Genomic DNA, 20948 nt, shown 5'->3' on the forward strand with positions numbered 1-20948 from the left:
CACGCACGGGAACCGATGCACATCATGCCCTTGCCCAGTCTCGACAGCCTGGAGGATCTCTCCCGGCTGGTCGCCGACCGCCACGACCTGTACGTGCGTTGGTCGCGGGGTCCGGAGCCGGACCTCGCGAGCCTCTTCAGCACGGACGATCTGACGGGCGTCCGGTTGCCGGGACTTTCGGCCAGCGCGCTGGGCGTCGAGGAGTGGTGGGGGCGACGACCGGCGCACGTGTGGATCGCCCGACGTTTGTACGACTACTGCCACCTGCCCAGGGTCAAGGATCCCGATACCCGGCCCTGGGTACTGCGTGGCAGGGAGGTGGGCCGAGGCCCGGACAACGAGCCGCTCGTCGCGGACGTGGAGCCGCTCGCCTGGATCGGCGACGATGCGATCGCCGAAGCCGTCGACATCATCGAGCACCAGCCCGGACGCTGGGGCCCTCTGGACCGCGACAGCACCGGCCACCACCGTACGAGGTGAGGCGCGCGTTTCCCGGCGACGGGCAGCAGCGCCGCCGGGCGGCGAAAGCGCCCGACGCTCCGCTGACCGCTGACCGCTGACCGCTGAGCTGTTGACCTCACCGGCGGAGGGCCGCCCTCCGGCCGGGAAATGTTCGCTCGCGCGGTCGCGGAGGGGCCCGCGTCGCCAGGAGGGGAGAGACGTCATTCCGTACCGGCACACTCAGCCGCTCCGGCGCTGATGCGTAAAAACGCGTGCGTGGATGGGCGATGTCGGGGCAGGCGCTTCGTCGTCGGCTGCTACTCCGGCCGACTGCCGGCGGCGGGTTTCAACTGGGAGGGACGACATGGCACTCACGAGCATGGTGACGGCGAAGACTCGGACGGTCGAGCTGCCGGAGGTCGCCGACCCTTCCGGGGTGGCGCCGAGGGACGCCCGCGAACTGTCGAAGCTCTTCTTCCGGGAACTGGCGGTGCTGGAGGAGGGCACAACCGAGTACCAGTACGCGCGCAACACGCTGATCGAGATGAACATGTCCCTGGTCCGCTTCGCGGCCGGCCGCTTCCGCAGCCGGGGGCCGGAGGAGATGGAGGACATCGTCCAGGTCGGCATGATCGGACTGATCAAGGCGATCGACCGCTTCGAGCTGACCCGGGAGGTGGAGTTCACCTCCTTCGCCGTCCCCTACATCGTCGGCGAGATCAAGCGGTTCTTCCGAGACACCAGCTGGGCTGTGCATGTCCCCCGGCGGCTGCAGGAAGCCCGCGTCCAGCTCGCCCGTGCCACCGAGGAACTGCGCAGCCGACTCGGCCGCACCCCGACGGTCAAGGAACTGTCGGAACTGATGAGCCTGCCCGAGGAGGAGATCCGCGAGGCCCGCGTGGCCGCCAACGGATACAACTCGTCCTCCCTGGATGCCACGATCAACGGCAGCGAGGACGGCGAAGCCGCGCTGCAGGACTTCATCGGCGCCCCGGACACGGCGCTGGAACTCGTGGAGGACTTCCACGCCCTGGCCCCGCTGATCGCCGAACTCGGCGAACGCGACCGGCAGATCATCCACATGCGGTTCGTCGAGGAACTCACCCAGAGCCAGATCGGTGAGCGCCTGGGCCTCTCCCAGATGCACGTCTCCCGGCTGCTCTCGCGTACCCTCGCCCGACTCCGCGACGGCATGCTCACCACCCGCTGACAGCGGCAAGCCGCCCTGCCGGGCCTGCTCTTCGGCCGGCTGCCGCCCTGGGACGCTCGCGTCACCTCGGCGGCGGCCGGCCGCGCGGCCCCCGAGCCCGAGCGGACGTACGCGGCCCACGCCCGTGCCGCGCTCCTCCTCCGCTCCGTGACCGGAAGCGCGCCTGGTGGCCCCGGGTGACCGCCTCCGACCACCCTGTGGCACTGTGTCGCCCGATCGCCCCTTGCCAAGGGGGCGCTGGGAAACGCGGCACGAGGGGGAGTCGATGAGGCTGACATGCAGGGAAGCCGGAGGAAGCCGGGGAGTCGGGGGCTTCGCCGGAGTGGGCCGGACGGTGGCGGCGGTGGCCGGCGCGCTCGTCCTGGCACTCGGCGGCTCCGTGCTCGGTGCACCGCCGGCCGGCGCCGCGTCCGTGGACTTCGAGTACCAGGCGACCCTGAAGGCCGACACCTACAAGGACGTGCCGGGTACGGACATCACGTTCGACGCGGCGGCCGGGGAGAGGTCGTTCCTGTGGTCCCGATACTTCTCCGCGGAGCCCGTCTCCGCGCTTTCGTCCGGTGACAACATCGGCAACACCTTCGCCATCCGCTGCCGCAACGCCGACGGCACCGCGCTGCCCACCGGGACCGAGGCCGGCGCCTACTGGGCGGCGAACCGCGTGCCGCCGCGCGAGACCTCGCTGACCGCCGGGCTCCGGTGGCTCTTCATCGCCCCGGCCGACGGCAGCTACACCTGCCGGCTGTCCATCGTCTCGTACTCCTCCATCATCACCAACGGCCGCAGCGTCACCATGCGCGTCCCGGCCGGCGCCGAACTGGCCAGAGCCACCTACTCCGCGATGTCCCGCTGGACACTGCTCGACGGCAGCGGCACCGTGGTCGAACGCGGCACCACGGTCTCCACCAGCGGCTCCACCAACACCCCGGCCGGAGGCGAGAACGTCGTCGTGTACCAGGACGCGGCGCTGTCGACCTGCGCGGCGGGCTCCGGAATCTGCCCGGGTGGCACCGACGCCTACACCTACACGAACGCCGAGACCTGGGCCGAGGCGCAGCCCCGGAACCCGGACGGCGCGCTGTGTGGCGGACCGATCAAGAGCCCCGTGGCGCAGTGGAACATCACCAACGCCAAGCACCACCAGACGGTGACCAACACCCTCCGCCTGACCCGGTCCCAGCTCGGCGGCTGCACCCAGATCCGCATGACGCTGAAGGTACGCAACGTCGACGGCAACCCGCTCAACATCCACGACGGATACGCCAGCGGCACGATCGCGGCGACGCACGGCGTGGCCTTCTCCTACTAGCAGTGGCCTCGGCCCAGCCCCTGAAGCGGCGATGCGTGGCGGCGACACCGGCGGCAGACGCCGTCAGGCAGAGCCGCTGCTAAGCCCTGATCGGTGCGGCCGACCTCGCCGCCTGCTCGATCTTCGCGCAGTAGGCCGCACGGGCTTCCTCGTCGATCCGCTGCTCGTGTTCGGGGCGCAGCCCGGTCCGGCCGTCGAGGCCCTCGCGCAGGATGTCGGCGTGCCCGGCATGCCGGATGGACTCGCCGAGGACATGGACCAGGATGGCGAACAGGTTCGTGTCGCGATGAGGCTCGGGCCACCACGGCACGTGGCCCGAGGCGTCGAGGGGAAGCGCGTCGATCGTCGCGTCCGAGTGTTCCCACGTGCGCCGGTAGAAGCCGATGATCTGATCGCGCGTCTCGTCCTCGGCCGCCCACAGATCGCTGCCGTCGTGGTCCTGCCACCGGGGCAGCGGTTCCGGGGAAGGGCGGTCGAAGACCTCGCCGAAGTAGCGCGCCTCGACGGCGGCCACGTGCTTGACCAGGCCGAGGAGGTTGGTCCCGGACGCTGTCAAAGGTCGGCGGGCGTCGTATTCGGACAAGCCGTCGAGTTTCCACAGCAGCGCCTCGCGGTCCCGCCGCAGTCTCCCGTGCAGGTTGTCCTTCGCGAACTCATCGATCATGCGGCACGAGCCTGCCATGGGCTGCTCACGGTCTCAAGATCCCGTACGGGGCCCGCGACGGCTGACAGAGCCGAGGCCGGGCATGGCCGTGGCCGCCCTCGGGGAGCGTGGAGGGTTCAGCGGACGGGCGGGGTGAACTCGGGCTGGTCGAGCAGGCGCAGCCAGCTTCCGTCGGGCTGACGCCGGACAACCTGGGCCCGGGCGCCGGTACCGTCCTTCGGCGGGGTCGAGGTGAGGGCGATGTCGCCGCTGATCAGCGTCGGCAAGGGTTGTTCCGGTTCGAAGTGGGGGCGGTTGGCCAGCACCTTCTCCCACAGCGACCGGATCGCCTCCCGCCCCACCGTCAGCCGTCCGGGCGGGTACGCCACCACCGCATCCTCTTCGTAGAGCGCGGCGACCCCCGCCGCGTCGCCGGCGTTGGACCGCTCGACGAACAGGCGCGTGATGTCTTCGGGCCTCAGGGCCTTTTCGTACGCGGTCATGGATTCCTCCTGGCGTCCGTCTTCGGCACTCCCCAGCCTGGTCGCCTGCTCGACAGAAGTCCAACAGATGGAATTCATGGAAGCTAGAATCTCTGGTCATGGAGCTGAGGCAGCTGGAATACTTCGTCGCCGTCGCCGAGGAGCGGAACTTCACGCGGGCGGCCGAGCGCGTGCACATCAGCCAGTCCGGCGTCAGCGCCCAGATCCGCCGGTTGGAACGCGAACTCGGTGCCGAGCTGTTCGACCGGTCGGCGCGCACCGCCACCCTCACCGTCGCGGGGAAGGCCGCGCTCGAACACGCCCGCGCGGCACTCGCCGCCGCCGGCGCGGTCGGCCAAGCGGTGGGGGACGTAAGTGACCTGATTCAGGGTCAGGTCACGGTCGGCATGGTCACAGGCTGCACCCTCACCCCGCTCTTCGAGGCCCTCGCGGCGTTTCACCGGGCGCATCCCGGTGTGGAGATCTCGCTGCTGGAGGACAACTCCGACCGGCTCGTCGAAGGAGTGCGCGACGGCACCATCGACCTGGCTCTCATCGGCGCCGCGACGAACCCCGACGGGCTGGACGCGCTGACGATCGTCAGCGAGCGGCTCGTCGCCGCCGTCCCGGCCGGACACCCCTTGGCGCAACAGCGGCGGATCACCCTGCGCGACCTGGCCGCCCACCCCATCGTGTGCATGCCTCCCGGCACGGGCCTGCGCACCGTATTCGACCGTGCCTGCGCCGCACAGGACCTGCAGCCCGCGATCGCGTTGCAAGCCAGCGCCGCGGAGGCCATCGCCGAACTCGCCGCCCGCGGACTCGGCGTCGCCATCCTCAGCACCTCGATGGCCGCGAGCTACCGTGACCGGCTCACGGCCCGCGCCATCGACGACGTCGACATCTCGGCGCAGCTCGCCCTGGTCTGGAAGAGCACGCGCAATCCCTCGGTACGCGAGTTGCTCGTCCACAGCCGAGAGGCGTTCAGCCCGCCCGAGCCTCAGCCCGAGCCCGAGCCCGAGCCTCAGCCCGAGCCCGAGCCTCAGCCCGAGCCCGAGCCTCAGCCCGAGCCCGCGCCCGAGCCCGCTGAGCGATAGCGCCTTCAGGCCGTCTCGACCTCCGGCCGCCCACAAGGGAAGGAGGGCTCCGGCGTCGGACCCCGTCCGCCTGGATCGCTCCCAGCCCCCGGAGCCGGGCGATACCGTGAGGGGACACGTCCGTAGAGTCCAGGAGTCCCGGATGAGCCAGCAGCCGGCCACCGCGCCCGACCGCCAGCCCCTCGACGAGCACGCCGCCGCCTCCGCCCGTGCGTACGCGGCCGAGCAGCGCGCGAAGGTCGACGTCCTCGCCTCGGTACTGGAGGACATCGCGGCGAACGGTTACCCGGCCCCGGAGACCGGTGTTCTGTGGGAGGACGCCCGCGACGCCCACCTGGAGCGCCTCGCCGGTGAGCCCCCCGTGTCGCCCGACCACGGCGCATCAGGGCCGCCCCGCCCGTCTCGTCGAGCACAGAAGACCGTCAGGTAAGAGGTCAGGCGGCGGTGGCGAGCCCGATGCCGATGGCGATGAACAGCCAGCCGGTGGTGAGCTCCCAGCGGTGACGGATCTTCGGCCGGGCGAGCAAGGACCGCAGTCGTGCGGCGATCAGGACGAGGGCGAACCAGTAGACGACGCCGATGAGAACGTCCAGGATCCCGAGGAAGAGGATCGGCTGCCACAGCGAACCGTTGCCGTTGACGAACTGCGGCAGGACGCTCAGGAAGAAGAGGGCGGCCTTCGGATTGAGGACGTTCGTGACCAGGCCCTCGGCGAAGCCGGACCGCTCCCGATTCGGGGCGCGACCGCCCGCCCTGCCGGGCCCTTCCGATCCGCCGGCCGGGCGCGCGTCTTCGCGCCGCCGCTCCTGGTCGGCCCGCCTGGCGGCGAGTACCGCCCGCACCCCCAGGTAAACCAGGTAGACGGCGCCCATGAGCTTGAGGCCGTCGTAGAGCACAGGGGAGCGGGCGGCCACGACCGCGAGTCCGACCGCAGCGGCCAGCATGTGTACGCACAGGCCTGCTTGCGCGCCCAATGCGGCGGCTCGTCCCCTCGAAGGGTCCTCGGCCGCCGCCCGCACGACCACGAGGAAGTCCGGGCCGGGTACGACGTACGCCACGAGCACCACGCCCAGGAATCCGACGAGGTCGACCGACATGGGCTCTCCTTGTTCGTCCGTCCTCACCCTGGCGTCCGTGCCATGGGTCGCGTACCCCGTCGCGCCGCACCGACGCCGGTTCGCGGGCCGTGCGCAGCTGCCGAGAGCTCTTCGCACGCACGTTCCGTCAACGGGGTGAACCGGACAAAATCTCAGCTGATAGCGCGCTTCACCCCCTGTCGGCGATGCCGGAGACTTCCGACACGCGATCGACGCGGTGAAATGGGGGAATCGTATGGACATTGCCCAGGCGAGGCAGGCCGTCGGTGCGCTCAGGGCGGCCGAGCCGTCGTTCGAGCCGCCCGACGAGGCGCGCGCCAAGACGCTCCTCGACCAGCCCGACGCCGTCAACCAGGGGTACTACGGCACGTGCGGCCTGACCGCGATAGTCCGCAGCTACCTGCAGCACGACCGGGCGCGCTTCGTCGAGCTCCTGCGAGCGGTGTACTCCGGAACGCCGTTCAACGGCATCGCCACCGGCCGGGACGTCCTGCTGGGGCAGCGTACGGTCCAGCGGGACAACAAGGCGGCCCAGGTGAATCAGACGACCCCGCGCCCGTACGTACCGGTCTTCAACCTGGACTTCGTGCTGGCGCGGAGCCTCGGCAAGATCTTGAAGATCCGCTCCCCGAAGACGTACGAGGCGCAGACGCTGGTGTCCGAGGAGATCGCCCGGCTGTTCAACGCGAAGGAAGCCTTCCTCGACGTGTTCACCCTGGATGCCGAACACGTGGCCGCGCTGGACGCGGCGGCGGCGGACCCCGGCCTTTCCTTCGACCTGCACCTGAAGGGGTGGCGGCTCGCTCAGGTCGCGGGCTTCACCGTGGACCTGGGCAGCCTGCGGATCCACCCGCAGACGCCGGGAAGTCACTGGGTGCTGGTCTTCCAGGCCGGGGGCCGGGAACGGGTTCTGCGGATCCTGCGCACCGCGACGGGTGTCCTTCAGGTCGCCGTCGACGTCCGCAACAGCGAGTCGGCCTTCCGTGACCAGGGGGACCTCGCCCTGGACTCCGACGGCCTGCGGACGGTGCTGCAGAACGTGGCCGGCGCCTCCAGCGTCACCGTCACCCGCGTCAGGCCCGACAGCCCGCAGGCCGCCGTCGACGCGGTGAACGCCGAACTGGCGGGCGGCAAGCCGTACGTGTACGGGTTCGTCCGCAGCTTCGACGACTGGGCGCTGGCGCAGCGCGACGTCCACCAGCGCACCTTCGCCAAGGCGGCGACGCCTCCCGCCCCGATCTGGGGCCGGGTGGAGCCCGAGGGCGAGCACATCATCGCGCTGAACGGTCCGATCCGGAAGGAAGGCGGCTCCTTCGTCGTCCCCGTCTGGACCTGGGGTGTCGCGTTCGAGATCCGGGTCGCCGAGGCGCACCTGGCCGGCTATCTGCCGGTGGTGGTGCACGGCCGGATCAGCGCCTGAGTCCTGGCGCCGACGGGCGGGAGCGCGTCATCGAGCACGCGCAGGGGCGGGGACCCGTCGGGTCCCCGCCCCTCGGCGATCCGGGGAGCCGGTGCCGGTGTCGAGGCGTTCCGAGGTGAGCTCGTCGCCTCGGCGGGCGCAAGGGGGGCGCGTCGCCGACGGGTTGGGGGAGAGGCCGGGCCGGCCAGTCGAACGTCTTCGACTCGGCACGCATCTTGACCGTCATCCGACAAGGCTTGAAGAGTGGGAGCGCTCCCATAGTCGTCCACAGGAGAACTCCATGCGCAGAAGACGCCCCCTGCTGGCCGGGCTCGCCCTGGCCGTCGGCCTGTTGACCGGCGCCCTGCCACCGACCGCCCACGCGGAGACGGCACCGGCCCCGTCCCCGGCGGCCGCCGACACGTACACCTGGAAGAACGCCCGGATCGACGGCGGCGGCTTCGTCCCCGGCATCGTCTTCAACCGGTCCGAGAAGAACCTCGCCTACGCACGTACCGACATCGGCGGCGCCTACCGCTGGGAACAGGCCACGAAGTCCTGGACCCCGCTCCTCGACGCCGTCGACTGGGACCACTGGGGCCACACCGGAGTGATCGGTCTGGCCTCCGACTCCGTCGACCCCGACCGGGTCTACGCCGCCGTGGGGACGTACACCAACGACTGGGACCCGGGCAACGGAGCCGTCCTGCGCTCCACCGACCGGGGCGCGACCTGGCGTAAGGCCGATCTGCCGTTCAAGCTCGGCGGCAACATGCCGGGCCGGGGCATGGGCGAGCGGCTCGCGATCGACCCGCACCGCAACAGCGTGCTGTACCTCGGCGCGCCCAGCGGCAAGGGCCTGTGGCGCTCCACCGACTCCGGCGCCACCTGGGCGCAGGTCACCTCCTTCCCCAACCCCGGGAACTTCCGGCAGGACCCGACGGACACCAGCGGCTACAACTCCGACAACCAGGGAATCGTCTGGGTCACCTTCGACGAGTCCACGGGCTCGGCCGGCGCGGCCACCCGGACGGTCTACGTCGGCGTCGCCGACACCGAGAACGCCGTCTACCGCTCCACGGACGCGGGCGCCACCTGGACCCGTCTCCCCGGCCAGCCCACCGGGCACCTCGCCCACAAGGGCGTCCTCGACGCGGCGAACGGCTACCTCTACCTCGCCTACAGCGACCGGGCCGGACCCTACGACGGGGGCAAGGGCATGGTCTGGCGGTACGCCACGGCCACCGGCACCTGGACGAACATCAGCCCCGTCGCCGAGGCCGACACCTACCACGGCTTCAGCGGACTCACCGTCGACCGGCAGAACCCCGGCACCGTCATGGTCGCCGCGTACAGCTCCTGGTGGCCCGACACCCAGATCTTCCGCTCCACCGACAGCGGCGCGCACTGGACCAAGGCCTGGGACTACAGCTCGTACCCGACCCGCGCCAACCGCTACACCATGGACGTCTCCTCCGTCCCGTGGCTGAGCTGGGGCGCGAGCCCCGCGCCGCCCGAACAGACCCCGAAGCTCGGGTGGATGACCGAGGCGCTGGAGATCGACCCGTTCGACTCGAACCGGATGATGTACGGGACGGGCGCCACCGTCTACGGCACCGAGGACCTCACCGAGTGGGACACCGGCGCCACCTTCACCATCAGACCGATGGTGAAGGGCCTGGAGGAGACCGCCGTCAACGACCTCGCCTCCCCGCCGACCGGTGCCCCGCTGCTCAGCGCCCTCGGCGACATCGGCGGGTTCCGCCACACTGATCTCACCGCCGTCCCCCCGATGATGTACACCGGGCCGAACTTCACCTCGACCACCAGCCTGGACTTCGCCGAGACCGCGCCCGCGCGGGTCGTGCGGGCCGGGCACGCCGAGAGCGGCCCGCACATCGCCTTCTCCTCCGACAACGGCGCCACGTGGTCGCCGGGCACCGACCCCGCGGGCGTCACGGGCGGCGGCACGGTCGCGGCGTCGGCCGACGGCAGCCGCTACGTCTGGAGCCCCGACGGCACGGCCGGAGTCCAGACCGGCACGGGCGGCTCCGGTCCCTGGACCGCCGCCACCGGCCTCCCCGCGGGCGCGGTCGTCGAGTCGGACCGGGTGGACCCCCGCCGCTTCTACGGCTTCAAGGCCGGGACGTTCTACGCGAGCACGGACGGCGGCGTGTCCTTCACCACACGGGCCACCGGCCTCCCGGTCAAGGGCGACGTCCGCTTCAAGGCGGTCCCGGGCACCGCCGGCGACCTCTGGCTCGCGGGCGGCTCCACGGACTCCACCTACGGCCTGTGGCACTCCACCGATGGCGGCGCGCACTGGAGCAGGATCGGCGGCGTCGAACAGGCCGACACCATCGGCTTCGGCAAGGCCGCTCCCGGGGCCGCGTACCAGACGCTCTACACCAGCGCGAAGATCGGCGGCGTCCGCGGCATCTTCCGCTCCACCGACGCCGGCGCGAGCTGGGTGCGGATCAACGACGACGCGCACCAGTGGGGCTGGACGGGTGCGGCGATCACCGGTGACCCGCGTGTGTACGGGCGGGTGTACGTGTCCACGAACGGGCGGGGCGTCATCTACGGCGACACGGCAGGGGCGACGGATCCCACCGACCCGACGGACCCCACCGACCCGCCCGCGCCTTCCGGCGCCTGCTCGACCACGTACAAGATCACCAACCAGTGGTCCGGCGGCTTCCAGGCGGACGTGACCCTCACCAACACCGGCACGACCGCCTGGAACGGCTGGTCCCTCGGCTGGACCTTCCCCAACGGACAGAGCGTCACCCAGATGTGGAACGCCACGCCCGGCCGGTCCGGGGCGGCCGTCACCGCGTCGAGCCTCGGCTGGAACGGGGGAGTGAGGCCCGGCGGCTCGGTCTCCTTCGGCTTCACCGGATCCTGGTCGGGGACGAACGGCACCCCGACCGCCTTCACCCTGGGAGGTGCGTCGTGTTCCGTCTCCTGACAAGCGCGGTGCTCGCCGCGACGGTGGGCGTCCTGCCCCTCCTGGCCGACGGACCGGTCCTGCGCGACCTCGCGGACACCCGCGGCATCACGTACGGCACAGCCGTGACCGCCTCCAAGCTGACCGGCACGTACGGGGAACTGGCCGGGGAGCAGTTCGGCTCCCTCACCCCCGGCAACGAGATGAAATGGGAGTCCGTGGAGCCCACCCGGGGCTCCTACTCCTGGTCCGGCGCGGACCGGGTCGTCGACTTCGCCGAGGCGCACGGGCAGAAGGTGCGCGGCCACACCCTGGTCTGGCACAGCCAGCTGCCGTCCTGGCTGACGGGCGGAGGGTTCCCCGCCGCCGAGCTGCGGACCCTGATGACCGACCACATCGCCGCCGAGGCGGGCCGCTACAAGGGCCGCGTCGACTACTGGGACGTGGTCAACGAGCCGCTGAACGAGAACGGTTCGCTGCGCCGGTCGCTCTGGTACGAGCAGCTCGGCGAGTCGTACATCGCCGACGCCTTCCGCGCGGCCCGGGCCGCCGACCCGGACGCGAAGCTCTACGTCAACGACTACAACACCGACGGCCTCGGCGCGAAGAGCGACGGGCTCTACGCGCTGGTCAAGCGGCTGATCGCCCAGGGCGTCCCGATCGACGGCGTCGGCTTCCAGGCTCACCTGATCATCGGCCAGGTGCCCGCCACCCTGGAGGCGAACCTGAAGCGCTTCGCCGACCTCGGCCTGGACGTGGCGGTCACCGAGCTCGACATCCGGATGGCACTTCCCGTCACCGACGCCGAACTCGCCCAGCAGAAGGCCGACTTTGCGACGGTCACCACGGCCTGCCTGGCCGTGGCGCGATGCGTGGGCGTGACCGTCTGGGGCTTCGCCGACTCCGACTCCTGGATCCCGGGCACCTTCCCCGGCCAGGGCGCGGCGACCCCGTACGACGAGAACTACGTACCGAAGCCGGCGTACACGGGCATCGCGGAGGCGCTCGGCTGGACCGGGGGCGGCGATCCGCCCCCGTCCGGCTCCTCCTGCGCGGTGACGTACACGGTGCAGAACGAGTGGGACAGCGGCTTCACCGCCGCACTCACCGTCCGCAACACCGGTACGGCGCCACTCGACGGCTGGAAAGCGACCTGGGACTACGGTGCGGGCCAGCGGGTCACCCAGGCGTGGAACGCCACGGTCACCCAGTCCGCCAGTCAGGTCACGGCCGTGAACGCCGCGTACAACGCGGCCGTCCCGACCGGAGGTTCGGTGACCTTCGGACTCAACGGAGTCCGGTCGGGGACGAACCCGGCCCCGGCCGGACTCCTCTGTACTACGGGGTCGTGATCAGCGGCCGCGGCGCCGTCCGCATCCCGCTTCCGATGTGGAAGCTCGGGTGCGGAGGCTGGTTGTAGGCGGTGTTCTGCCAGGCGAGCCCCGTGCGGTACATGGTGTCGTGCAGCAGGGTCGTGATCCTCGTCCCGGTCTCGTACGGCGTCGAGTAGATCCGCAGCGCGGTGTTGTCGCTCGTGCGCCACACCACCTCCTCACGCCAGTCACCGAGGATGTCGCCCGACAGCGCGGGCGTGGCCTTCGTACCGTTGTTGGAGGCCACGCCCGCGCCGGTGAGGAGCCGGGTCTCGCCGCCCGTCCCGTACTTGTCGACGCGGGTGCCGTCGAGCAGCTCGCGGGAGGTGTCGCCGTCCCACCAGCTCAGGAAGTTCGCGGACGAGGGCTCGCGTCCCTTGGCGGCCCCGGCCTCGTCCCGTATCGAGCTGTCGGAGGAGGACCACACCTCCGCGCCGTCGTTCCCGGCGTGGATGTCCCCGGCGACCCCGCGCCCGTTGTCGCAGCAGGCGCCGAGCTGCCAGCGGACGGTGCCGTTCGCGGGGTTGACGTAGAGCTCGGCGGGCTGCGAGGTCGACTCGGACACCTTGAAGTACTCGAGTCCCGCCGTGCCCGGGTCCAGGTCGCCGAGGTGCTGGGCGTCGCCGTGCCCGGTCCGCGTGGTCCACAGACCACTGCCGTTGTCGTCGACGGCCATCGACCCGTACACGATCTCGTCCCTGCCGTCGGCGTCCACATCGCCGACGGACAGACTGTGCGAGCCCTGCCCGTCGTACCCCTTGCCGGCGTTCGTGGAGCTCGACGAGTCGAAGGTCCAGCGGCGGGTGAACTGCCCGCCGCGCCAGTCCCAGGCGGCGATCACGGACCGCGTGTAATACCCCCGCGCCATGATCAGCGAGGGTCGCGCACCGTCCAGGTAGGCGGTGCCGGCGAGGAAGCGGTCGACCCGATTGCCGTAGCCGTCGCCCCACGAGGAGACGGTGCCGCGCGCCGGGACGTAGCCGGTGGTGCCCAGCGCGGCCCCGGTCCGCCCGTCGAACATGGTCAGGTACTCCGGCCCCGCCAGCACGTACCCGCTGCTGTTGCGGTGGTCCGCGGAGGCGCTGCCGATGACCGTGCCGCGCCCGTCGACGGTCCCGTCGGCGGTCTTCATCGCGACCTCGGCCCGGCCGTCGCCGTCGTAGTCGTACACCTGGAACTGGGTGTAGTGCGCCCCCGAGCGGATGTTGCGGCCGAGGTCGATCCGCCACAGCCGCGTCCCGTCGAGTCTGATGCCGTCGACGATGGTGTTGCCGGTGTATCCGGCCTGCGAGTTGTCCTTGGCGTTGGTCGGCTGCCACTTCAGGACGAAGTCCAGCGCGCCGTCCCCGTCGAGGTCGCCGACGGACGCGTCGTTCGCCTCGTAGGTGTACGCCACCCCGTCGGGCGTCGTTCCGCCTGCCGGGGCGCTGATCGGCACGTCCTTGTACCCGGTGCGGAACTGGACGGCGTGCGTCGAGTCGGCCTGCTCGACCCCGCCGACCACGGCGCGGACGGTGTAGTCGGCGTGACTGGGCGCACCGGCGTGGAAGTAGTTGGTGGACGCGGTCACGGGCGTGGCGTTCACCTTCGTACCGGCTCGGTACACGTTGAAGGCGACGCCGTCCGGGTCGGTGCCCAGCCAGCGCCAGCTCACCAGGTTGCCGGTCCCGGTGTGGACGCTGGCGACGCCCCGGTCGAGTCGCTCCGCCTGCCGGGCGACGGCGGCGGACGCGCTCCCGGCGGTGGCGGTGAGCCCGGCGACGGCGACGACCCCGGCGCACAGCGCGGCGAGCAGGGCGCGGGGCCGGTACGGGTGGGGGTGCGGGTGCTGCACGATTCCTCCTGAGGGAAGAGAGCGTTGCGTACCTCACAGTGGTCGCCGGTCCGGCTTTGGTTGCCCGGGATGAGCGAGGCCTCGATGCGTCGGAAGGCGGCTCCGCCTTCGTGCGGGTGGCCGGCGCGGTGGGGTGGCCGCTGCGGCAGGCCTCCGGACGGGGCGCCTGGCCTCACCGAAGAGGCGCGGGCCGCCCCTCTCGTCCGTGGCCGGCTGTGCGTTGGTCAGGCGGCCCTACGGATTGTGTGTAGAGTGGCATTACCGACGCGGGGTGGAGCAGCTCGGTAGCTCGCTGGGCTCATAACCCAGAGGTCGCAGGTTCAAATCCTGTCCCCGCTACGAGAAGGAAGGGGCCCGGCATCAGCCGGGCCCCTTTCGCGTTCCTGCGGCCGCGGTCGGCTGCCGTTGGCCGCGTCCGGCTGTTTTCGCTGCGAGCCGGGGGTCGCTCGCCGTCGGGGGCGAAGGTTTGCTCCCGTTTCCGACCGGTCACGGATGCAGCGATGAGTTTCGGCGGCCCGGAGAGTCTCACCACCGTTGCCGACAACACAGGAGGAACACGTGGCTCAGCTGCTGAGAGTCCAGAACTTCAACGTCTCGAGCGACGGGATCGGCGCCGGTGAGGACCAGAGCCTCGAGAGTCCGTTCGGCCGCGCCATCGACCCGTCGAAGCTGTTCGCCTGGGCCGGTGCCACGGCGAGCTGGCCCATGCGCACCGATCCCGGAGGCAGCCGGGGCCTGGACGACTACTTCACGCGCGACTACGCGCGCAACATCGGTGCCGAGATCATGGGCCGCAACAAGTTCGGTCCCCAGCGCGGGCCCTGGAGTGACCACGAGTGGCTCGGCTGGTGGGGTGAGGAGCCTCCGTTCCGCACCCCGGTGTTCGTCTTGACGCACCACAAGCGTCCTTCGTTCACGCTCTCCGACACCACGTTCCACTTCGTCGACGGCGATCCGGCCGCGGTCCTGGAGCAGGCGCGGGAGGCGGCGCAGGGCAAGGACGTCCGGCTCGGCGGTGGGGTGACGACCATCCGGGAGTTCCTGGACGCCGACCTCGTCGACACCCTGCACGTGGCGGTCTCGCCCGTGAAACTCGGCTCCGGACTACGGCTCTGGGAGTCACCCGATGAGCTGCTCGACCGGTTCCACCTGGAGGTCGTGCCCAGCCCGAGTGGCGTGACGCACCACCTGTTCTGGCGCAGGTGACCGGACCTCGGGGCCGGCACCGGCAGGCGGCGTTCCTGCCGGTGCCCGCCCCGAGGCGGGCCGCCGAGTCGGGCTTCGGGCGGCCCGCCGACCTCGGCGGCTGCGCCGCCCGGACCCGGGTGGAGGCGATTCCCGACCGGGGATGCCGACTGCCGGGCCGAGGCCGCCGTTCGGACGCGAGGAGCGGTTGGACATGTTCCGGTGCGACGGGCTGGGTTCTCGGAGGGCATGAAAGCCGGACCGATTGCCGGCGACGTCGGACAGTCGGAGAAGATCCCCAGATGGACATGCCGCATCAGCTGACACGTGCCGCCGAGAACGGTGACACGACTACGGTGGCGCGGCTGCTGGCGGCGGGAGCCGCCGTGGACGCGACGAACAGCGTGCGGCGTACCTCGTTGGAGCTCGCGGTGAGCGGGGGACATACCGAGACCGTCCGCCTGCTCCTCGCGGCCGGGGCGGATCCATGTCGGCTGGCGGGCCAGTACGGCGAGTTGACGCCACTGCTCCTGGCGGCCATGCGCCCTGACGCCAAGGTGGTCGGGGCCCTGCTGGCGGCCGGGGCCCCGACGGGCGCCCAAGGGTTGATGAACTGGGACGAAGGCCGCCACGGCGGGCGGAACCATGGACATGCGCCCACCTGCCGGTGGTGGTGCTGTCGTTCTGTCGTGGGCGCAGCCCTTGTGCTGTCGTACGCCACTACAGCGGCAAGCGGGCGGACTTCGCGGAGTCCGCCCGCCATGGGAGCGCGGTGATCCGGCAGCCTGGGGGACGTGTGCAGCTTCAGCCGCCGAGCCCTGTGCCGTGCAGGACTTGCCCCCGCGCAGGTGCGGCCCGTCCTTGAACGGGCCCCGGTGTCATCGGCTGCCGGCGCTGGGAGTGGCCAGCGGGTCCCGCGGCGCCTTCTGCTTCTCGGCCTCCAATCGTTCGCCGACCTCGGTGAGCCGGTTGCGTCCCATGGCCTTGCGCACGTCGGGGAACCATTCCTTCTCCTCTTCCTCGACGTGGTGGCGGACGTTCTCCATCAGGACGCTCATCTTCGCCTTGAACCGTTCGTCGGCCGCGTCCATGTTCTTGAGCTCGGACAGCATCCAGACGACCGCGTGGTGCTCCTCGACGCTCTCCAGAATGTGGTCCGTGGTCTCCGGCGCGGCTTCCCGGGCGGCGGGGTAGAAGATCTGCTCCTCGATCCAGGCGTGGACGGTCAGCTCCTCGATGACCTGATCCACGATCTTGCGCCGTTCGCCCGTGTCCTCGTCCCCGGTCTTCTCGAATTGCTTGAAGAGCTTCTCGACGGTCTTGTGGTCGTCACGCAGAAGCACGATCGCGTCCATGAACATCCTCCGGGCATACGGTTCACGAGGGAGACGTCTTTGCGGACATCGCCTACCCGCGGAAAGCGATTCCTTGCCGCAGAGGCGCACCGATGCCGCCCAAGTGGACCAATCCCCTCGCAGGCAGGGTCGGCGTGCGCCTGAAAGGAGCCGCTTCTCTGACCCGTACGCAGAGCCCTTGTAGGTCGTGATCGAACGCGAGGGCGACCGCGCACAACGGGGGAAGGCATGTCGTCGGTCAGGACAGGATCTCGACGTAGCCGTCAGCGCCGTGCACGCGGATTCGCTGCCCGTCCCGGATCAGGCGCGTGGCCTGCTCCACGCCCACGACGGCCGGAAGGCCGTACTCCCGAGCGATTACCGCGCCATGGGTCATCAGGCCGCCGACCTCCGTCACCAGGCCCGAGATGCCGACGAACAGCGGCGACCAGCTGGGATCCGTGAACGTCGTGACCAGGATGTCGCCCGCCTCCAGTTCGGCTTCCGCCATGTCGAGGACGACCCGGGCCCGTCCTTCGACGGTCCCGGTGGAAACCGGCAGGCCGATCAGGGCACCGGCCGGTGCGTCATCGCGACGGTACGCGCCGTTGATGGCCTCGCCGTCCGAGGTGAGCACCCGTGGCGGAGTGAGGGCGTGGTACGAGCGGAAATCTTCCTTCCGCTGCTGGATGAGCTGCTGGTCCACCTGCCGGGAGCGTACGACGTCGTCGAATTCCTGGAACGTGAGGTAGAAGGCGTCCTCCCTGTCGGCGAGCACGCCCGTCTGCACAAGGCGTTCGGCCTCTTCCAGCAGCGCCTGCTTGTAGAGGAAGGTGCGGCAGACGATGGCGTACTTCGGATACTCCCGGTACCCGACGAAGGTGCGAACCCGGTCGATCATCCGCTTGGTCTCGTCGGCCTTCTGCGCCCCGTCCGGTAGAACCCGCAGGCGTGCCAGTACGTCCCGCTCCTTCTTCCGCGCCTCCTGCCGCCCTTGCTCGAAGCGCCTCGCGGCGGCCCCGGGCGCGAAGTTCCTGACGTTGTCGAGGAGTACGGGCACGAGCGTGGCGGGGCGCTCGCGCCAACGCGGCCTCGTGATGTCGATCTCGCCGACACAGCGCATGCCGTACCGGTCGAGGTAGGACTCGATGGCATCGCGCGCCTCGGGTCCGCCCCTGAGCTTGGCCAGCTCGTCCAGGAAGTCGTCGTCCTGGACGTCCCGCAGGAACGCCACCACCTCCGGGTAGGGGCGAATGACGTCGGCGACGTCGAGCAGAGCCAGACCCATCTCGGAGGTGACGTTGTCGGGGGCCGAGAGCGTGAGCGCATCAGCCGCGTTCTTCTCGCCGAGCCACTCCTGCAGCCTGTCGTTGAGCCACCACGTGGCCTCCATCCCCGCCATGATCGCCTGCATGCTGAGCGGATCGCTGAGGACTCGTTTGTGCTCCTGGAAGGCCTCCCGCAGGAAGTCGAAGAGCTCCGGTCCGCTCCTGCCCTGGATGTCGCGCTCCAGGGCGGCGATGGACTTCCGGCTGCGTTCGATCAGTTCGGTGACGATGGCAGGATCGGTCTCGATCGGGGCAGGCGCACCACCGACCGGCGGCCCGCCGGGAACCGTGTCCGGGAGAAGGGGCACGAAATCGTCCCGGTCGAGAAGAGTCTGCAGCGCGTCCGTGATCAGCGGGTCCGACCTTCCCATGAGGCCGAGGAGATGGGCGCGGCTCGCGGGCGCGGCCAGTGCGCGGGTGGAGTCGACGAAGAGCCTGCCGCCGGCCGCGTGCATCGGCGCCATGGCGGTCAGCTGCCACATGGAAAGTCCCAGGGGCTTCATGGGGTCGGTCATCATCTGCTGGTGACCGACGGAGACGTAGACGTGATTGTCCTGGTCACCGACCTCGGGAAGGGGGAAGAGCGTCGTGATCGGCCGGCTCTGGACGATGTGGAAGTCGTCGTCCACCAGGCACCACTCGATGTCCTGCGGACGGCCGAAGTGCGCTTCGATCCGCCGCCCGAGGTCCACGAGCCGCACGGCCTGTGCGCGCGTCAGGGCCGGCTGGTCCTGCTGCCGTGCGTCGATCGCCGTCTCCCGCGTACCGCCGGCCGGCAAGGCCCGTACGGCGAGCCGCTTCGCGCCGATCGTCTCGGCGATGACTTCGCCGTCTCGCACGGTGAAGACGTCCGGGTTCACCAGGCCGGAGACCAGGGCTTCGCCGAGGCCGAAACCGGCGTCCACGGTGGCGACCTTCCGGTTGCCGGTGACGGGGTCGGCGGTGAACAGGATGCCCGCCGCCTGCGGGAAGACCATCCGCTGCACGACCACGGCCATGTGGACCGTACGGTGGTCGATGCCGTTGCGCTGACGGTAGGTCACGGCCCTCTCGGTGAACAGCGAGGCCCAGCACCGGCTGACGTGCCGAAGGACCGCCTGCGGACCCACGACGTTCAGGTAGGTGTCCTGCTGGCCGGCGAAGGAGGCCGTCGGCAGGTCCTCCGCCGTCGCACTGGAGCGGACGGCGTAGGCCGCTTCCTCGCCGAACCGGGCGAGTGTGCCGGTGACCGCCGCCGCGATGTCGTCCGGGACGGCGATCTCCTCGACAATCCGGCGGATCTCCGCACTGAGCGCACGGATCGCGTCACGGTCGTCCGGGTCCGTACGCGTCAGCTCGTCGATCCGACGCTCGAGCGCCGGATCCCCCGTCACGATCCGCCGGAAGGCCTCGGTCGTCACGCAGAAGCCGACCGGCACGCGGACGCCGTCGATCCGGGACAGCACGCCCAGGTGCGCACCCTTGCCACCGACGGCCGCGACCTGCGACTCGTCGATCCCTCGGAGATCCCACACGTACTGCTCGATCACTGCGATCCTTTCGTGGCAGCGTGCTCCGCTGCTCGGCTGTGCTGTACACCGACAGGGCGCCGCACCGGGCGCCGCCGGCTCGACCGGCCTTCTGATCGGCCCAGGCGTCATTCGTCGTTGTGTTCTCTTCGGCAGGTCGGTCTTCTTCCGTCAGTGGGGGCACCTGCCCAGCACAGCGCCCCGGGTGAGCGCCGTTTCCGCAGGTGGTGGACTTGACCCGATGATTCTGCGCCCCGCCCCCGGCCTTGCCGCAAGCCCCCCGGTGCGCTATAACTTGGGAGAGGCAAGGAGAGGATCTCCTGCCTTTTTCTTTTGCCCTGTTCCGGAACTGACGCCTTGATGTGGTCTGGGACCACCCCCGCGAGGCATCATCAGGGGGGCCGGGCGGGACTAAGGGCAAGAAGCGGCGGCAGGCGGAAGATGTGGCCCGAGCGGCGCTGAACGCCGTCGGGCGTCACGAGGGCGTGCTGCGGCACCGCTTGGAGTAGTCCGAGTCAACGGCGGCGCCTTCGGGCGGGGAGCCGAGGCCACCCGTGTCGGGCAGCGGACGGGCCGCAGGGGGACCTTGTAGCTCAGGGCTCGCTCAGGCGTACGGCGAGGGCGGCGATGTCGTCGTCGAGGCGGCCTTTGGTGTATCGGCGGAGATCGCGGTGGAGAGTCGTGAGCAGCTCGCGGGGTGGTGTCTGGGGCTGGAGGCGCATCCAGGCCGTCAGCGGGAAGAACTCACCGTCGCGGGCGCGGGCCTCGGCGATGCCGTCGGTGTAGAGAAGGAGCAGGTCGTTGGGGGCGAGGCTGAAGGTGTCGATGTTGTACTGATCGCCGATCAGCTCCGCGAGACTGAGCAGTGGCGAGGGATTGGCCGACTCCAGGACGCGGACTTTCCCGCGGTTCAGGAGCAGCGGCGGAGGGTGTCCGCAGTTGAGGATGTCGATACGCCCGCCCTCATGCGGGATTTCGACGAGAAGGGCGGTGGCGAAGCGCTCCATCGGCCCCTCGGGTGGGAAGGCGGCGTTGTAACGGGTACTGCTGGCGTCCAGCCTGCGTGCGACGTCGACCATGTCGCTCTCACCGTAAGCCGCCTCCCGGAAGGCGTTGACGATCGCCGCTGCCGCCCCCACCGCCGGCAGGCCCTTCCCCCGCACGTCACCGATGAGCAGCCGGACTCCGAAGGGCGTGTCGACCACCTCGTAGAAATCTCCGCCGATGCGGGCCTCCGCCGCGGCCGCGAGATACAGGGACTCGATCTCGACGCTGCCGAAGCGGCGTGGCATGGGGCTCAGCACGACCTGCTGCGCAGCGTCGGCGACGAGCCGCACCTGGAAGAGAGTGCGCTCCCGCAGGAGCCGGACATGGCTCCCGTACGCCGCGGCCACGGTGACCGCGATGATTCCCGCGGCGGTCCACCACGTCCCCAGGTCGGGGAAGACCATGCCGAGGCCGATCATGAGGATGAGGCAGACCGTACCGAGCAGGACGGTGGGAAGCACCGGCCACATGGCGGCGGCGAGGGCCGGCGCCGCGGGCAGGAGGCGGCTGAAGGCCAGCTCCGGGGGAGTGGCGTACGCCAGGCTGGCGATGACGACGGTCAGAAGGACCGGCGACAGCCGCACGAACCTTCCGCGGCCGTAACGCCGACGGTGCCGCGGCCGTCCAGACTCGATCACGCTTACCACCATATCTGGGCAATACGGGCATAGCGCTTCGATGGGCTGGGTCCTCCGGATGCCCTGCTCCACG

17 protein-coding genes and 1 tRNA gene are annotated in these 20948 nt (G+C 70.5%); 11 read left to right on the plus strand and 7 right to left on the minus strand.

Translation table 11 applies throughout. The features are described 5' to 3' along the window. Positions 1 to 24 precede the first annotated feature (24 nt). From ACZ68P_RS26345 to ACZ68P_RS26355, 3 genes are all read left to right on the plus strand, one after another. The gene (locus ACZ68P_RS26345) at positions 25 to 480 is read left to right on the plus strand and encodes a DUF6098 family protein (protein WP_471010297.1); all 456 of its coding nucleotides are present in this window, start codon (positions 25 to 27) and stop codon (positions 478 to 480) included. A 325-nt stretch (positions 481 to 805) separates the two neighbouring features. After that, positions 806 to 1651, plus strand: a complete 846-nt coding sequence (locus ACZ68P_RS26350) for an RNA polymerase sigma factor SigF (RefSeq protein ID WP_471010300.1) — start codon at positions 806 to 808, stop codon at positions 1649 to 1651. Between the two features lie 343 nt (positions 1652 to 1994). Further along, the gene (locus ACZ68P_RS26355) at positions 1995 to 2960 is read left to right on the plus strand and encodes a hypothetical protein (protein ID WP_471010302.1); all 966 of its coding nucleotides are present in this window, start codon (positions 1995 to 1997) and stop codon (positions 2958 to 2960) included. Between the two features lie 79 nt (positions 2961 to 3039). Here ACZ68P_RS26355 and ACZ68P_RS26360 read toward each other — a convergent pair whose 3' ends face one another. Together ACZ68P_RS26360 and ACZ68P_RS26365 are read right to left on the minus strand one after the other, a co-directional pair. After that, positions 3040 to 3624, minus strand: coding sequence for a DinB family protein (locus ACZ68P_RS26360; RefSeq protein ID WP_471010305.1), 585 nt, complete (start codon positions 3622 to 3624; stop codon positions 3040 to 3042). A 116-nt stretch (positions 3625 to 3740) separates the two neighbouring features. Beyond that, positions 3741 to 4106, minus strand: coding sequence for a YybH family protein (locus ACZ68P_RS26365; RefSeq protein ID WP_471010307.1), 366 nt, complete (start codon positions 4104 to 4106; stop codon positions 3741 to 3743). Between the two features lie 98 nt (positions 4107 to 4204). Here ACZ68P_RS26365 and ACZ68P_RS26370 point away from each other — a divergent pair, with 98 nt between their 5' ends. Both ACZ68P_RS26370 and ACZ68P_RS26375 read left to right on the plus strand, forming a co-directional pair. Continuing rightward, positions 4205 to 5182, plus strand: a complete 978-nt coding sequence (locus ACZ68P_RS26370; protein WP_471010308.1) for a LysR family transcriptional regulator — start codon at positions 4205 to 4207, stop codon at positions 5180 to 5182. 142 nt (positions 5183 to 5324) lie between these two features. Then, on the plus strand, positions 5325 to 5612 hold the full coding sequence (locus tag ACZ68P_RS26375) for a hypothetical protein (protein ID WP_471010310.1): 288 nt from the start codon (positions 5325 to 5327) through the stop codon (positions 5610 to 5612). Between the two features lie 4 nt (positions 5613 to 5616). Here the strand turns inward: ACZ68P_RS26375 and ACZ68P_RS26380 are convergent, their stop codons facing one another. Further along, positions 5617 to 6279, minus strand: coding sequence for a LysE family translocator (locus tag ACZ68P_RS26380; RefSeq protein ID WP_471010313.1), 663 nt, complete (start codon positions 6277 to 6279; stop codon positions 5617 to 5619). A 235-nt stretch (positions 6280 to 6514) separates the two neighbouring features. Here ACZ68P_RS26380 and ACZ68P_RS26385 point away from each other — a divergent pair, with 235 nt between their 5' ends. From ACZ68P_RS26385 to ACZ68P_RS26395, 3 genes are all read left to right on the plus strand, one after another. After that, on the plus strand, positions 6515 to 7699 hold the full coding sequence (locus tag ACZ68P_RS26385) for a hypothetical protein (protein WP_471010314.1): 1185 nt from the start codon (positions 6515 to 6517) through the stop codon (positions 7697 to 7699). A 280-nt stretch (positions 7700 to 7979) separates the two neighbouring features. Next, positions 7980 to 10649 (plus strand): cellulose binding domain-containing protein, encoded by a 2670-nt coding sequence (locus ACZ68P_RS26390; RefSeq protein WP_471010316.1) that lies wholly within the window; start codon positions 7980 to 7982, stop codon positions 10647 to 10649. Then, entirely contained in the window at positions 10634 to 11980 is a 1347-nt protein-coding gene (locus ACZ68P_RS26395) for a glycoside hydrolase family 10 protein (protein WP_471010318.1), read from the plus strand. The genes ACZ68P_RS26390 and ACZ68P_RS26395 overlap by 16 nt, the downstream gene beginning before the upstream one ends. Here the strand turns inward: ACZ68P_RS26395 and ACZ68P_RS26400 are convergent. Beyond that, on the minus strand, positions 11967 to 13835 hold the full coding sequence (locus tag ACZ68P_RS26400; RefSeq protein WP_471010320.1) for a rhamnogalacturonan lyase: 1869 nt from the start codon (positions 13833 to 13835) through the stop codon (positions 11967 to 11969). The genes ACZ68P_RS26395 and ACZ68P_RS26400 overlap by 14 nt on opposite strands. 265 nt (positions 13836 to 14100) lie before the next feature. Between ACZ68P_RS26400 and ACZ68P_RS26405 the strand changes: the two genes are divergently transcribed. The 3 genes from ACZ68P_RS26405 (at position 14101) to ACZ68P_RS26415 (ending at position 15796) form a co-directional block, all read left to right on the plus strand. Beyond that, positions 14101 to 14174, plus strand: a tRNA-Met gene (locus tag ACZ68P_RS26405). A gap of 219 nt (positions 14175 to 14393) precedes the next feature. After that, on the plus strand, positions 14394 to 15041 hold the full coding sequence (locus ACZ68P_RS26410) for a dihydrofolate reductase family protein (RefSeq protein WP_471010321.1): 648 nt from the start codon (positions 14394 to 14396) through the stop codon (positions 15039 to 15041). Positions 15042 to 15328: 287 nt separating this feature from the next. Then, entirely contained in the window at positions 15329 to 15796 is a 468-nt protein-coding gene (locus ACZ68P_RS26415; RefSeq protein WP_471010554.1) for an ankyrin repeat domain-containing protein, read from the plus strand. Positions 15797 to 15898: 102 nt separating this feature from the next. Here the strand turns inward: ACZ68P_RS26415 and ACZ68P_RS26420 are convergent, their stop codons facing one another. The 3 genes from ACZ68P_RS26420 to ACZ68P_RS26430 form a co-directional block, all read right to left on the minus strand. Continuing rightward, complete coding sequence (locus tag ACZ68P_RS26420; RefSeq protein ID WP_471010323.1) at positions 15899 to 16375, minus strand: hemerythrin domain-containing protein; 477 nt, start codon at positions 16373 to 16375, stop codon at positions 15899 to 15901. 238 nt (positions 16376 to 16613) lie between these two features. Next, positions 16614 to 19211 carry a rifamycin-inactivating phosphotransferase gene (gene rph, locus ACZ68P_RS26425; RefSeq protein WP_471010325.1) on the minus strand — a complete coding sequence of 866 codons (2598 nt, stop codon included), beginning with the start codon at positions 19209 to 19211 and terminating at the stop codon, positions 16614 to 16616. Positions 19212 to 19783: 572 nt separating this feature from the next. Then, entirely contained in the window at positions 19784 to 20875 is a 1092-nt protein-coding gene (locus ACZ68P_RS26430) for a PP2C family protein-serine/threonine phosphatase (protein ID WP_471010328.1), read from the minus strand. Positions 20876 to 20948: the final 73 nt, after the last annotated feature.

This window comes from Streptomyces sp. NPDC036822 (genome assembly GCF_055609145.1).